This window comes from Niallia sp. Sow4_A1 (genome assembly GCF_052116745.1).
In the GTDB taxonomy this organism is placed as follows: Bacteria; Bacillota; Bacilli; order Bacillales; family Cytobacillaceae; genus Niallia; species Niallia hominis.
The window spans coordinates 33,697-49,301 of record NZ_JBQKKM010000039.1; the positions used below are offsets into that span (position 1 = coordinate 33,697).

Here is a 15,605-nt window from a genome sequence, read left to right on the forward strand (position 1 = left end):
CCTACCTGCTACCTACTAAAACAGCTTTTTGGGCTGTGCCAGTATATATTTTTAATGAAACAGAGTCACCTGGTAGGAATCTTTTTTCAAAAACAGAAGCATAAACATTAATCATCTCTTCACCAGACTGAATGCTGTAATGGATTTCATTCCCTTGAAATTGGGCAAATTGAACAATTCCAGTCATCTGATTCTGATCCACCTCGCCAAGCTTCCATTGCTCCGGGCGAACAGGATAAAGATTTTGAGCTTTTATTTCCTTTGCTATGCCAATATCTGTCCAAGAAACAGCAGGAAAATCAGCTGGAATAAATTTATCCTCATTCACCCACTCCCCTTTTATTAGATTGCCTTTCCCAACAAAAGTGGACACAAATACGGACTGCGGAGTATTATAAATACTTTCAGGTGTACCTATCTGCTCTATCTTCCCATGGTTCATTACAACAATTCTATCGGCCATCGCCAATGCTTCCCCTTGATCATGAGTAACATAGATAATTGTTGTACCCATTTTTCGGTGAATCGCGCCAATCTCTCTTCTCATTTCCATTCGAAGTTCTGCATCAAGCGCACTTAACGGCTCATCCATCAAGAGAAGAGACGGCTTTGGAACGATTGCCCGTGCTAGTGCAACACGTTGTTTTTGTCCACCGGAAAGTTCAGCAGGATAACGATCTTTCAAATGAGAAAGTCCTACCATTTCTAATGCTTCAGAGACCCTTTTTTCCTGCTCCTCCTTCGCATTTGTTTTGCCAAATCGATGATGCTTTAGGGGAAATCGAATATGCTCTTCTACTGTCATATGCGGCCATAATGCAAAAGATTGAAATACCATACTAATATTCCTTTTTTCAGGTGGGACAAGTTTACTGGAGCTTGCTGCTATTTCATCGTCTATGGAAATTGTTCCTTCTGTTGGTTTCATGAATCCTGCCAAAAGCCGTAGCAATGTAGTCTTCCCACATCCAGAAGGACCAAGTATAGCGATAAATTCTCCGTTTAATAGCTCCAAATCAATATTCTCAAGAGCCGTATAATTTCCATAATTCTTTTTTAACCCATCAATTCGAATCACTCTTCATCACCCTCTTCTTCCATATTTTTTCGAAAAGAACAAACAAAATCCCCATTGTTAATACTGCTGTTACAATCAATGTTGAAAATGCTGTGGAATAAGTGGAGTATCCAGCTTGCTCAAAACTAAAGATGACAACACCAATCGTTTCAGAGCCGCTTGACCATAAAAGACTTGAAACCGTAAGCTCCGTTAGAGCAGTCAAAAACACAAGAGCAGCCCCGCTTAATACTCCAGGCATAAGTAGTGGAAAAAGGATACTTTTCCATTTAACATACGCCCTTGCTCCTGAAGTTCTTGCTGCTTCCTCCATAGAAGGATCAATTTGCGAAAAGGCAGTCAGGCTTCCTCTCATTTGTAGAACCGTAAATCTAGTTATATAAGCAATCAATAAAATCCATATCGTTCCATAGACTCCTGGTTGCACACCTGGTAATGGCTGAAGCCACATTAAAATAATCGCCAAGGCAAATACCGTTCCTGGCAAAGCATACGGAATAGTAACAATGATTTCCGAAGCCTTCACAAAAAAGGATGGCTTTTTAAAGCGAATATAGGCAATCACTGTTCCAATAACCATACAGATTAACATAGTAGCAAGTGCTAGGGTTACGCTATTCCCTATCGCTGAACCGGTTTTAGCATCTTCAAATAGCAGATATCGGTAATTTTTCAAAGAAAGATTTTCCCACGAAAGCGATAATCCATATGCCCTGATAAAGGAGGTAGAAGCCATAACAATCAACGGCACAAGGGTTGTGAGCAACAAGAAAATCCATAGCGCTGACTCCGCAACGTTCCTCCACCCCCGCGTGAGATAATATCTTGGCTCTGTATCTCTTGCAGTTGTTTCACTTACATTACTTTTTCTAATAATCGCCCATTGCACCACTGTACCAATTAACGCGATCACGCCAAGAATAACGGAAAGTACAGCGGCTCTGGAAAAGGCAGATGGTCCATATCCAATTATCTGTTCATAAATATAAGTACTTAATACACGAATATTTGCTGGAATACCAAGAAAAGCAGGAATGCCAAAGTTATCAATATTAGATAGAAAAGCAAGAATACCACCACTAGCAATCCCTGGCAGCGCCATTGGAAGGATAACTTTTCGAAATACAACTCCACCAGACGCTCCGGAAGTGCTGGCAGCATATTTCAGCTCTCTTGGAATACGACGAAATACCTCCACACTCATCAAATACACAAGGGGATAATGAGAAAGCCCAAGTACAAAAATAATTCCTCCCATACTGTACAAATTAACAGATTCATTAAATAGAAACTGGATGGGACCATTTCCTCCAAAAAACTGAACCCAAGCAAGTGTTGAGATATAGGAGGGGATTAAAAACGGTAAAAAGATAAGCAATTGCAGCCATTTTTTTGCCCGGATATTCACATATGCCATTGTAAAGGCAAGCCCTACTCCTATAACTAAGGAAAGTACTGTACTGGAAATCGTAATAATAATGGTATTTTGAATCGTCCTCCAGGTTGCTTTTTCTAATAGTATTTCCTGATAAAGCATGAGACCAACTTCTTCTCCATTGGAAACACTCAGCCAAACAAGACGACAAACAGGAAGCAAAAATACAAAGATAAGCAACAGAAAGCCGGGAACGCCCCACCAATTACGGGTAAAATAAGAAAAGGAGAACGGAGATAAAGCTTCCGTTTTCCTTTCTGAACTCTGAACATGTGAGTTCATTCTGTCCACTCCTTCTTAAAAAATGTTCTATTCGCTGATAACTGTTTCAAATTCTTTTTTATCAGCATCTCTTGTCTTATACAATTCCTGCACATCTTCCGAAAGGACCTTTATTTCATCAATTGTTTTTAGTCCTTCAGGAGCTTCTATCCCTTTACGAATTGGAGTATAGCCAAGCTCTGCAGCAAGCTTTTGTCCATCTTCTGAAAGAACGAAATCAACAAAAGCCTTTGCTGCTTCTACATTTTGTGCGTCCTTCATGATTCCAATGGGTTCCGTAATAACTGGCACACCCTCTTCTGGATAAATGAGCTCAACTGGAGATCCCTCTGCTTTAGCACGTGTAACGAGATAGTCAACAATCATTCCATAGTCCTTTTCTCCGCCGGCAACACCTTTAAGTACATCGCCATTCCCCTTTGTTACTGTTACATCGTTTGCAGCAATATTTTTATAAAAATCCCAGCCAAATGTATCTTGACGTGTAAACACACCTAAATTATAAGCAGCAGCACCAGAGTATAACGGGCTTGGCATAATAATTTTTCCTTTTACCTCTTTAGAAGTCAGCGCATTCCAACTCGTAGGCATTTCTTTAACATTTTCCGTATTTACTACTAAGCCTGTAGCCATAACCTTTGTTCCAAAGTAAGTATGGTCTGGATCAATAAGCTCTGAAGGGATTTCAGTAGCTTCTTCTGTTTCATATGCTTGAAGCATATCTTCTTCCTTTAAGCTTTCAAATGTTACTGCATCTGCAACCAACAGTACATCAGCCTGAATCTTTCCAGCCATTTTTTCTGCTTTAATTTTTGAGATTACTTCTTCTGTACCAGAGCGGAAGGTTTCTACCTTTACATCAGGATATTTAGCTTGAAATCCTTCTACCAATTTGGCCGCATCTGCATCCGGCTGAGAAGTATAAAAATGGAGAGATCCCTCTACCTTCGCCTCTGTATTATTCGTATCTTCTGAAGCATTACTTGTCTCACTGCTTTCCTTACTACCGCAGCCTGCAGCAAAAGCCATCAATATTCCAAACATTAATATAAGCATCCATTTACGCATAATCTATTTCCTCCTCATCTGTACTAGCAAAAGTTAAATGGGAAAACCATCGTTCAATTTGTTCTTGTTTTCTTTTATGAAACGTCCTAAACTCAATCGGTGATACAGTGACAAACCCTGTTCTTAGTAAAAGAAAGTCACTATCCTCCTCAAAATCTTTCATATTATGTAGCTGATCCTTTAACCAATAGTAAACTTGTCCATGGGGGTCGTTTAAACCGACATAGGAATAGCGAGCAACCTTCATATCAAGTGGAACAATACGGACTCCCTTACACATCTCCCTTGATAAATAAGGTAAATTTACATTCAAGAAAATCCCCTTTGGAATCTTGTTCTGCAAAAGCACCTCCATAATAGGATAAAATAGCCTTTTTACTTTTTCATAATTAATGTCCATGTCAGAAAAGGCATTTAATGATACTGCCACAGCAGGAATGCCGTAAAGTAATCCTTCTATAGCCCCAGCCATTGTTCCTGAGTAATAAAGGTCACGACCTAGATTTGGTCCAAGATTTATTCCGGAAATAACAAAGTCAGGCTGCTGTTTCATTAATACTTCAATCCCCAGCTTCACACAATCTGCTGGTGTTCCATTAACTGCCCAACAACCTTTTACACCAGGAAATAGGGGAAGTGGCTTTGCCTTTAAAGGCACTCTCAACGTAATCGAATGACTGACTGCGCTTCTTTCCTGATCTGGACAGACCACATATACATCAGCAAAATGCTGCAACACTTCAACCAGCGCCTGAAGACCAGGAGCAAAAATGCCATCATCGTTTGTCACTAGAATCTTCATTGAGGCACCTCCTTCTGTATTTCCAGGCTTTTTAAATAGTGAAGATTATGCTTCCACCAATTTAGATTTTCCGATGCATCGAAACCTTCGACCACTACGGGGAGAGATGTGATAGCAAAAAACTCTCTCAGCATATTACGATCTAGTATGCCAGTACCAAGGGGAACATGTAGCTGACTTTCGGTATTATCACTAACATGAATTTTGTCCACATTTATTAAGTCGGCAAAGGCACGCCCGGGAGCTCCCTCCGAAATATGAGCAACATCAAAGGTTGTTTTCAGTTCCGGTATAAAGCTTGCAATCAATCGATTCATCGTATCAGGGCTTGTCACAAATTCCTTTGCTTTTACCTCCATTAATTCTATGCTAAGGGTTTTCTTATACTGCTTCGCTGTTTCTATTAAAGTAAAAATAGATTCCATCATTAAAGTCTCATATATTTCCTGTTTCATTTGGGGAAGAGTCAGCCTCCCTGGGTGGAATGTAATAGAGTCTGCACCTATCTCATCTGCTAGCTTAATGGAATGTTGAATTTGCCTTACAGAGCTTTCTCTTATTTCTTTTTCTATAGAGCAAATGTTCAAGTCCCAGCTTGCGGCATGCATAGTCAGGTTGATAGACTGATCTAGATTCGCTTTACGGATTTTTTCTGGATTTGTTCCGTGAAACCATACCTGCTCTGCCCAAACCTCCAATCCTGATAATTCATTCTTTTTGGCAATCTGTACCACTTCGTCTACTGGATAAGCCCAAGCTAACGTTGAAGCAAAATGCATAAAACTCCCTCACTCCTTTGATAGAATTATTAACAATGTTGTTTCTTCTATAATTAAATTCTAGAAAATAAATATAAAGGTACTTTGGGGAGTAATGTAAAATTATTATTAATAAGGCGCAGGAGATTTTTTGAGAGATGTTTGATTTATCAATAAAAACGATATCTTTTGTAAAGTGAAAGTAAACTTTTTACATTACGTTAAAATGCACGACTAATTATGAGAATGATTATTTACAGCATTTTTTAAATCTAGATATTTACAGCGGAAAAGAAGTAAATTTTTCACAATGTAAAAAATCCTCCTGCTATGGCAGAGGGATTTAAATCTAACTTTATATTCAAGAACAATTCTTATATTCCCTTTTAATAAACAACTACCTTTTTCATTTTCAAGAAAAATTCAATATGCTCTCTTAAAAATTCAACATAACGATCTACCTCTTCCATCGTTGAATAAGGAGAGATTGTGAAAAACTTATGTGCATATATAGATACTCGCTTATTGGAATCGGCTGCTTCTACAAGACGCTGTTTTTTTGTATTTCCAAAGAAGACGGTATCTCGTTCAGCACCAATTATTTCGGCAAACTCGTCATTAAATTGATTAATTTCATTTATTTCTTCCACTGTTAAAAGTCCACCTGATTCATCCTTCCATTTAGAAGTTTCAGGATAAAAGCGGAAGGTTGTAATCGGCGAAACTTCATTCGTAATTGCCACATTTGAAATTTCCCTTGTTAACGTCTCTCTAAATTTCATATTAACGCGAAGATAGTTGGCTAGAAGCTTTTGATACCCTTCCATCCCAAATGCTAATAAAGATGCATAGATGGAAAGAGCACTTCCCATTCGTGAACATTCTAATGTGTAGCCTGTATGATAGCTTCCATACCCACGATTCCCAACATATGGTGTTTCCTCTTCGTCTAAATCAACATATTTGAGATTCTCTCTATTTTTAATTAAAAATAAACTCGTAATATACGGTGTTTGTCCTAGCTTATGAAAATCAAAGACCATACTGTCTGCAAGCTTAATCTGTTTAAACTTCTGTTGATAGGATTTCAATACTACCTTAACATTGTCTTCCAATTGCAGTGGGTTATTATCAAAGCCGTACGCATTAAAGAAGGTGTACAATCCTCCCATTGCTGAGTCGGCATGAATATAGATGGGGCTAAGACCATGCTTGCGCTCTAGCTCTTCCGCTAGATGCTTCATGGCCTCTATATCATCAATCCCAAATGTATCAGTTGTTCCCATTGTTGCAAGTATATAAAGTGGAACACCGCCTTTTGAAATTACCTGCTCCATTTTTTCTTTTAAATCTTGGAGATTCATAGAATGATCCTGATTCACCTTCACACGAATCATGTTTTCTACCCCAATCCCCGTTGCTTCTACAGATTTATACAAGCTGTAGTGGGATAACTCTGAACAGAAGCAATAAAGATTTTTCGGAATCCCCTTTTGATTAGAGGAAGGTGCATAACGGGCAATTGCAAGGCGTAAAGAATTAAACACCGCTCCTTGTCCTCCCCAAGTTGTATATCCAGCACTTAGATTTTCATCATAGCCGACTAGCTTGGACAACATGCTTGTTACTTCAACCTCTGCTGTAGCCGCCGCTGGACCTTCCACATCCCAAAGATTGTTCCCATTTACAAGCACCATCACTAAATTCCCGATGATACTTGCAATATTCGGAAGGGGAACATATCGATGTCCTTCCACCAATTTTAGAAGCTTATGCATCACTTCCTCCATTGCTACACCCGTTTTCGGAACATCTGCCTTTTCAATAACACGATTATAGTAGTCCTCTGTGTATTCTGGCATTTCCCCTAGCGTTAGTTTGTTAGGATCCTTTAATTCATCTATTTTCGTTAAAATTGTCTTAAAGTATGACAATAATTCCTCTCTTTGAATGTTGTTCCCGTCCATGCTCGGGAACAACTTTTGTATGTCCTTCATTGTTTGACCTCCGTGATGTTCTTACTAGAAGTAGTTTTTATTTAAACAAAGCGATAATCCAATCTGATAATCCTGCCGCATCTAAGAAAACGACGAGAATCGCAATGGGAACGATATATTTTAACAGAAAATAACAAATGGAAAAGAATAGGTATCTTACATTCGATCCTTGCTTTAACTCCGCAAACAAATCCTCTTTTGGAATTTTTCGCGATACAAAAATCGCGATTAATAAGGCACCTAGTGGCATTAAAATATTACTGACCGCATAATCCATCAAATCAAAAATAGTCTTATTAAAAAGATGGACATCTGCAAGTACACCATAAGATAGACAGGATGGAACACCAACGATAAAAATCAGCATCCCAATTATCCAAGTGCTTTTCTTCCGTTTACTTGCATCATTTTTCGTAACTGCTGATACAATAATTTCAATCATAGAGAATGCTGAAGTGAAAGCAGCAAATAAGAATAATAGTAAATAATGCCAAGAAGAAAAGCATCCCAAAAGGCATATGGGCAAACACTGCAGGTAAAACAAAGAATATTAAAACCGGCCCTGCATTCGGTTCCATGCCAAAGGAGAAAACACCTGGAAAAATAGCTAATCCCGCTAATAAAGCTATAACAATATTTAAGATAATAATAGAAATAGCTGATTGAGGTAGATTTTGTGTTTTAGGTAAATAAGAAGCATATGTAAGCATAACCGAAACACCTATAGATAATGTGAAAAATGCCTGCCCAAGGGCAAATAGGATACTCTCAGATGTCAGCTTTGAAAAATCTGGTACAAGTAAAAATTTCACACCCTCCATTGCTCCATCCAAGCTTAAAGAACGAATCACTAATATTAAAAACAAAAGCAATAACGCTGGCATCATGACTTTACTTGCTAACTCAATCCCTTTTTGAATCCCTTGAGCAACGACAAGGATTGTGACAAGCATAAATACAAGCTGTGCCGCAATAGTCGGATATGGGTTAGAAATAATGTCGCCAAAAAGCTCTCCATATTGATCCTGAGTCAATCCAGCTAATCCACCGCTCAAAAGCTTCACAATGTATAAAATAATCCAGCCACCAACAACGCTATAAAATGATAGCAGTAAAAAGCTTGTAAAAACACCGAGTTTCCCGATAAAGTTCCACTTTGGATTTAATGCTAGCTTGCCATATGTTTGAACCGGATTACTTTGTCCCATTCTCCCAATCATAAATTCTCCTAATAATAAGGGCATTCCCAATACTAATGTAAAACTAAAAATAATAAGAGAAAGGCTCCGCCGCCACCTGTTCCAGCTACATAAGGGAATTTCCATATAGCTCCTAATCCTATCGCTGATCCAGCTGCAGCTAAAACAAATCCTATTTTTGATCTCCATTGCTCTTGTTGTGCCATTTCTACTCCCTTTCCTTTTGAATACTATCCTTCTGCTACGATAGACAAATCCAAATAAAAAAAGTCCACACCAAGGAGGACGTAAAAAAGCAATATATTGCTTGATTAGTAACTATCCAACCTTTTCGGCAACCCGGCTACCATAGAAGTACTTCTTTAGGCCCGCAGCTTTGCGTCCTCATCTTTCAATGAGTTTGCTATTTTCGAAGGAATATTACAAAATACTTTATTAAAATAAATTATTTCTATTAATCTACAAATGAAAGCTTCTCACAAGTTTAATCACCTATGAGAAGCAGTTTCCAACTTAACTGGCTACACTACCCTTACCTTCAATTTGTTGACCCACTTCTGTTTCAACACCCTGATTCCACGTAGAAAGTAGTTTGTCTACATCATTTTTCAATTCCAAAAGATTCTCCGCTTCCTGAACTAGTTTTTGAATCGTTTGTAGCTCTCCATCACTAATCCCGATTAATTCCTCAAACATTTCAACAGATTCTCGCGAAATAGCCGCTATCTGAACAATCGTTGTCATGATTTGTTGAGAAGCCGAGGATAATTCTTCTGTGCTCGCAGAAGAATTTTCATTATTTTCAGCAATGACCTTTGTAGTAGAGAGAATTTGTTCGAACATCGTACCAACTTCTAAAATATTCGTGTTCGTGTCTTTAAACTCTTCTGTACCTTGCTGCATTGAATTCACAACTATCCCTGTTTCCTCTTGAATATTTCTTACAATATTTGATACTTCAGAAGATGATTGACGAGACTGTTCAGCCAGTTTTCGCACCTCATCTGCTACGACTGCAAAACCTTTACCATGTTCCCCCGCACGAGCTGCTTCTATTGCCGCATTCAATGCCAATAAGTTAATTTGCTCAGATATTCCTGTAATTACCTTTACAATTGTACCAATTTCTTGAGACTTTTCTCCAAGCTTATTAATGGCATGAAAGGTTGTATTGATTGTTTGGTTAAATTGCTCCATTTTTTCTAAAGAGTCCTTAAGCTTTACATTTCCTTCTTGCGTCAATTCTAAAGTAGTATTAGACTGTTCCGAAATTTGATTGGACCTTATCGATAAATCTTCGATGGCCTGGGCCATTTCTTCCATTGATAGGGCGCTTTCCTCTGTTGCTACTAATTGTTTTTGTAATCCTCTACCTACCTCATCGATTGCTGCTCGGACAATATCAGCTTTCTCCATAGCATTTTCACCAATTCCAGCTAGATTTTCTCCTTTTGTATGGACATTTTTTGAAAAAGAAAAAAACTTTTCCCTTACACGATCTAAAAACGCAATTAGTTCATTAAATGTAATATGATAAGAACTTGTCCCATCTACTTTGCCACTTCTATTTCCTGCAGCTATTTCTTTCATCCCGTTTATTATTTCTTTGTTAATAGATGGATGATGTTTCAGCGAAAAATATCGGTAAGCAAAATACACTGTTGTTCCCAATAAGATAACAATAATAGCTAATAATATAGCCTCCATAATAAATAACTCTCCTATTTATAAAATTTAATTAGACTGCTGAAAGTTTAAATTTCTTTAATAATTATATAAGTGCCGTCAGCAATCGTTGTAGGAATATCTTTTAATCTACTATTCTCTTGATATTTATGAACAATATAATTTCCTTCTACATCTTTATATTTTTCCATCTCGTAATATTTCTCCATCACACGTATAGATTTAGGATTTGTCGCTTCTGCTAAAACAGCCTTCAATCCTTGTGAAGAGGCTTTCGTTATTAGTGTGCTTCCTAATTGCTTAATAACATCGTGACGTTCCTGTTCGGCAGTTACACCTAACATGAATAAATGCAATATTTCTCCATCCTTTAGCTCTCTTCCATTTCGTTCTTTATAATCTGCTAGGAAACGTTTATCTACATCTTCTAAAACATGTAGAATAACATTCATATCAGAAAAAGAACCTTCAAACACATCTTCTCCAATAATCTCTGGCGCATTTATATCTCCAGCTAGAACACCAACAACCTGTTGATTACTATCTAAAGCTACTGCACAATATCCTTGCTCTACAGTAGATTCTATATATTCTTTCGTAAACTGATAAAAATCTTCATAATCTATATTTAAAAGACCTACCATTGGCTCTTGAACCAACTTCCCTGCTATATTCAATCCTATAAATGAGCTTGCAAGACAGTCAGCTGCCTTTTCAATCAAAGCCGTTTGTCCTTTTGATAGAATTTCATATGTATATAACGTTTGTACTTGTTGCACTTGATGACTCCCTTTTCAATTAAAATATATAACTCTCTTAAAATAATTTATACCTAACCTTACATAGAGTGAGATACTTGATCAATAATTTTACCTGTGAACTCAATTCTTTCTAAGGCATTTCTAATTTGCACTTGGGCAATTTTAGAAGAAGGCTTTACAACAAGAACTTCCTTAAAACCTAAGCCAGAGTAAAATTGCATCGTTTGTTCCAATTGTGGTACAACTTTTGATGGGACTGGTGTTTGGTGAGTAGCATCCACAACAAAGGTATAATCTCGTCTTGACACTTTATTAATCGTCTCTTGCAAATCCACCATATATTCCTCTGCGTCTTCCTCTCTCATCAATCCATGAACCTGTACATGGATTTCTTTCGAGCCTTCATTAATCGCCATTTTATACTTCTTTTTGTCTACTACAATCATATCTATTCTCCTTTTCCTTATATCCATGTTTTCATCTTTTTTCCAAGAAGTCCAAAATAAATAAAGCTATCCCAGGAATAGACAGGGATAGCCAAATAATCGTTGGTGGTTATTTCTGGCAACCCGACTATCATTATCCAGAAGGATTTTAGACTCGTAGCTTTGCGTCCTTACCTTTCGATAAGTTTGCCTTTTTCAATTTTAGAAAACTTCAGTACTATTTTCACGAATACAAATCACTACTTCATTATAAAGAACTTGTCATTTTTTGTCGATACTAGTATTTTTTATTCATATCAAATATACAAAAATAGTACTAATTACTCTATTCCGTTTCGCAACCACAAAATAAAAACCCCTTCCTCCTAAAATGTCGAAAATACGACAATTACTAGGAGGAACAGGCCAATATAGATTACTAATCTATTATTATGTCATTAAACATTTGCCCAAATACCGACACTCTTTATCTCCTTATACTCAGGCTGCCAAACAGCATCGACCACGGCTTTTGGAATATCTGTAAGCTCCACTCTTGCTATCCCTTCGTTTAGAGCAGCCTTTGCTACTTCTATTGCAACATAGATAGATACATCATGTAATTTCTCAACCGAAGGAAGCAAGGAAGCTCCAGGTTGGTTGGGTTCGCACATCTCAGCAACTGCATTTGCTGCTGCCGCAAACATTCCTTTTGAAATAACTTGCGCTTTTGAAACAATGGCTCCAAGCCCTAGTCCTGGGAACACAAATGCGTTATTTGACTGACCGATTTCATAGCAAACACCGTTATATTCTACATTGGCAAAGGGGCTTCCTGTGGCAATTAGCGCCTTACCATCCGTCCATTTAATCAAATTTTCTGGAACTGCTTCCGCAAGTTGTGTAGGGTTGGACATTGGCATGATAATTGGACGTTCCACATGCTTTGCCATCTCTTTCACAATTTCCTCCGAAAAAGCTCCCCCTTGGCCGGAAGTACCAATGAGGATGGTTGGTTTCACCCTTTTCACCACTTCCAATAATGAAATGATTCCGTCCTCATTTTGATCCCACTCCTTTACTTCCTCCGCTTTTCTTACATAAGGCATTTGGAAATTCAGTACATCTGGTGTTTCATCTGTCAGTAGCCCTCGATAGTCAATAGCCCAAAAATGATCATAAGCCTCTTTTTTTGTTAATCCTTGATTTTCCATGGCATCAACTATTTGGTCTGCGTTACCGAGACCACCAGCACCCGGTCCAAAGACAATAATACGTTGATCCTTCAGAGAATCTCCTGTAACTTTTAACGCAGACATAACAGCAGCAAGTGTCACAGCACCTGTTCCTTGGATGTCATCATTAAAGGTAAGGATTTTGTCACCATATTTATCCAAGATATTTCGTGCATTTACATTTCCAAGATCCTCCCAATGAAGAAGTACTTCTGGGAAAAACTTTCTTGAAGTATGAACAAATAAATCAATGAAATCATCGTAACGCTCACCACGGACACGAGGGAACTTATTACCAATATAGATAGGGTCTTCAATTAAAGACTGATTGTTCGTACCAACATCCAATACAACCGGCAGAACACGGCTTGGATCAATACCAGCTGCCGCTGTATATACTGCTAGTTTACCTATTGCAATATTAATACCGCCTACTCCTTGATCCCCTATACCGAGGATACTTTCAGAGTCCGTAACAACGATTAAGTCAATGTCATTTCTGGACTTCCCTAGATTATAAAATGCTTTTTCAACCCCTTCAGGGTGATCAATGGAAAGATACAATCCATCTGGACGATGGTAGCTATGAGAGTATGACTGGATAGCATCACCGACAGTTGGGGTATAAACGATTGGAAGCATCTCTGCTAAGTGTTCTTTTAAAAATCGATAATACAAAACGACATTTCGATTATATAAATCGTTAAGCAAGCCGTATTTAAAAAGATTGGTGGTCCGCATCGAATATTGCTCATAGATTCTGTTTACTTGTTCTTCAAGTGTAAGTACTTGTGGCGGCAATAGACCATCAAGTCCCAGATTTTCTCTTTCCTCTTTCGTAAAAGCATCACCTTTATTTAAAAAGGGATTGGAGAGAATTTCTTTTCCTTTTAATGTTGTGATAATTACATTTTCAGACACACTCATAGTGGTAGATCCTTCTTTCTATATGAAATTAAACTATTAACCTTACATTCTCAAAAACAAATTTCTTCCTTCTCATATTAATACTGATTGCTATTTTCCACTAGGATATTTAATTTAAATTCATTATTTTGTAACGAACAATGCAGCAAGTAACCAGGATTGCTTTCCTCTTTATTTCATTCCCTATCCTTATTTATGCTGCTGGTACAATCGAATTCTTAGCTTTTTTCTTTTCCGATCTTTTATAAACATAGCTAACAATAATTGGACAGATGATTGCAGATACTACGCATGCTGCTGCAACTTGGGCAGTAGCTGCTGGTGCTATAGAAGCTAAAGTTGGGTCTGCAGCTGCAACAACTGCTGGTGTAGCTACAGCATTTCCTGCAGTTGATCCTGTTGCTAAACCAACGATAGGATTTTCTTTAAATAACTTTAAAAGGAAGTAAGCCCCAATTCCAGTGAATGCAGCTATCAATCCTAGTAATAAGCCAGGGCCTCCCGCTTCTATTATCGTCCTAAGATCCATTCCTGCTCCTAATGGGAAGGAGAAGAATGGGATTAATAATAATTTACTGCTTCCTAGAAACTTTCTCATATCAGGATCAATATTTCCTAAAATCATTCCTATTAATATTGGGATTAATACTCCTACAAGCGCATGAAATGGAATGGAAGCAAGACCAGAAGCTCCTAATGCAACTAATGTAAAAAATGGACCGTCTTTTAAAGAAAATAACGCATATGCTCCTACATCCGTTTCATCACCATAGGAGGAAGCAAGTGATGCGTACAAACCACCATTAGCAATTAATAACGCTGCAAGAATGGCTAAAGGGGATAATCCTAGAATTCCAGCTGGCCCAAAGATTATGGCTACTGCAATCCCTATACCTGCCCCTACTATATTTTTTCTGATAGTAAGATTGCCCCTTTTTTAATTGCCTTTGGAGCTAATTTAAAATTAATTTGCGAGCCAATTAAAAACATAAAACATGCCAAAATGGTCGATGATGCTTCTTTACTAAATAATGCCGTAGTAAAATGACCAATTTCTAAAAATTGCGGAAAAAATGTGTTCGTTAATACCCCTAAGAATAATGGAACAACCATCATCCCACCTGGAATTTTATCAAGCGTTTTCTTAATCGGAATATGCATACTTTATCCTCCTAAAAAAAGTTTATATTATTACTTGTGAGGAAGCGATCTAAACATTTTGATTGGACCACGAATCCCCTTTTGTTTTTACATGTTCATCATACCCTCCGGTTAAACGCCCAATTACACCAATCAAAGTCCCAATCAATGTTCCCATAAAGATGCCCATCCGTCCTTTATGGACAGCCTCTGTCACACTCTTTAAAGAAATTCCTACAGCAACTGCGCCGATTTGTTCTCCTTCTTCGTTCTTGATAGGAGTAAACGCTCGCATGGAATGGCCAAGCGTTCCCTTAGAAATGGAAACATACTCCTTTCCCTCCAGCACTGGACCTTCATCTCCTCCGCTGAAGTGCTTCCCCACTTTACTAGGTTCCGGGTGGGATAGACGATTTCCGTCCATATCCATCACAACAACAAAGTTAACATTTGTTTGTTCTTTTATTTCATTTGCAAAAGCTTGAATTTCTGTCTGGCTACCTTTTCCTTCGAGAACCTCTTTCGCCTGTGGAGTAACGGCCACCATCCTTGCAACATCCAATGCCTTCTCTTCCTGTGTTCCTTCTACACTGGAGGTTATTCCTTTACTTATAATCAAATCGGTTATTAAAAGGGATAACACAACAACAATACATACAAAAATAATAATAATGACTTGTAAGTATGAGTAAAATGTTTGTGGGAGAATAAATATCCTTTTTGTCTAGTTGGGGGACGGGTGGGCGCCCAAGTTCAAAACGCGACCAACGCCGACGCGGGTTGGGGGTAAAAATTATTGAATTATAAATCGT

General features: G+C 38.0%; 11 protein-coding genes, 2 pseudogenes and 2 riboswitches. All 13 genes and pseudogenes read right to left on the reverse strand.

Annotated features, from left to right (window positions below; genetic code table 11):
• Window position 1: 1 nt before the first annotated feature.
• Window positions 2–1,078, reverse strand: coding sequence for an ABC transporter ATP-binding protein (locus ACTQ5K_RS18750; RefSeq protein WP_031538988.1), 1,077 nt, complete (start codon window positions 1,076–1,078; stop codon window positions 2–4).
• Window positions 1,065–2,795: an ABC transporter permease gene (locus ACTQ5K_RS18755; RefSeq protein WP_031538990.1), complete on the reverse strand. Its 1,731-nt coding sequence runs from the start codon at window positions 2,793–2,795 to the stop codon at window positions 1,065–1,067. Before ACTQ5K_RS18755 ends, ACTQ5K_RS18750 begins: the two co-directional genes overlap by 14 nt.
• Window positions 2,796–2,822: 27 nt before the next feature.
• Entirely contained in the window at window positions 2,823–3,863 is a 1,041-nt protein-coding gene (locus ACTQ5K_RS18760; RefSeq protein ID WP_109768982.1) for an ABC transporter substrate-binding protein, read from the reverse strand.
• A complete protein-coding gene (gene surE / locus ACTQ5K_RS18765; RefSeq protein ID WP_048716398.1) occupies window positions 3,856–4,665 on the reverse strand; it encodes a 5'/3'-nucleotidase SurE in 810 nt (269 codons plus the stop codon). The genes ACTQ5K_RS18760 and surE overlap by 8 nt, the downstream gene beginning before the upstream one ends.
• Window positions 4,662–5,444 (reverse strand): sugar phosphate isomerase/epimerase family protein, encoded by a 783-nt coding sequence (locus ACTQ5K_RS18770; RefSeq protein WP_031538995.1) that lies wholly within the window; start codon window positions 5,442–5,444, stop codon window positions 4,662–4,664. The genes surE and ACTQ5K_RS18770 overlap by 4 nt, the downstream gene beginning before the upstream one ends.
• Window positions 5,445–5,809: 365 nt before the next feature.
• A complete protein-coding gene (locus ACTQ5K_RS18775; protein WP_251628878.1) occupies window positions 5,810–7,420 on the reverse strand; it encodes a pyridoxal phosphate-dependent decarboxylase family protein in 1,611 nt (536 codons plus the stop codon).
• 37 nt (window positions 7,421–7,457) lie between these two features.
• A pseudogene (locus tag ACTQ5K_RS18780) lies at window positions 7,458–8,825 on the reverse strand (sodium-dependent transporter).
• 124 nt (window positions 8,826–8,949) lie between these two features.
• Window positions 8,950–9,034, reverse strand: a riboswitch (cyclic di-GMP riboswitch).
• 98 nt (window positions 9,035–9,132) lie between these two features.
• On the reverse strand, window positions 9,133–10,326 hold the full coding sequence (locus ACTQ5K_RS18785) for a methyl-accepting chemotaxis protein (RefSeq protein ID WP_048716385.1): 1,194 nt from the start codon (window positions 10,324–10,326) through the stop codon (window positions 9,133–9,135).
• Between the two features lie 47 nt (window positions 10,327–10,373).
• Complete coding sequence (locus ACTQ5K_RS18790; protein ID WP_031538999.1) at window positions 10,374–11,084, reverse strand: hypothetical protein; 711 nt, start codon at window positions 11,082–11,084, stop codon at window positions 10,374–10,376.
• Between the two features lie 59 nt (window positions 11,085–11,143).
• Entirely contained in the window at window positions 11,144–11,512 is a 369-nt protein-coding gene (locus ACTQ5K_RS18795; protein WP_031539000.1) for a hypothetical protein, read from the reverse strand.
• Between the two features lie 114 nt (window positions 11,513–11,626).
• Window positions 11,627–11,713, reverse strand: a riboswitch (cyclic di-GMP riboswitch).
• Between the two features lie 236 nt (window positions 11,714–11,949).
• Entirely contained in the window at window positions 11,950–13,653 is a 1,704-nt protein-coding gene (locus ACTQ5K_RS18800) for an NAD-dependent malic enzyme (RefSeq protein ID WP_441994199.1), read from the reverse strand.
• Between the two features lie 193 nt (window positions 13,654–13,846).
• Window positions 13,847–14,814, reverse strand: a pseudogene (locus ACTQ5K_RS18805) (2-keto-3-deoxygluconate permease).
• A 49-nt stretch (window positions 14,815–14,863) separates the two neighbouring features.
• The gene (locus ACTQ5K_RS18810; protein ID WP_349204990.1) at window positions 14,864–15,436 is read right to left on the reverse strand and encodes a hypothetical protein; all 573 of its coding nucleotides are present in this window, start codon (window positions 15,434–15,436) and stop codon (window positions 14,864–14,866) included.
• Window positions 15,437–15,605: the final 169 nt, after the last annotated feature.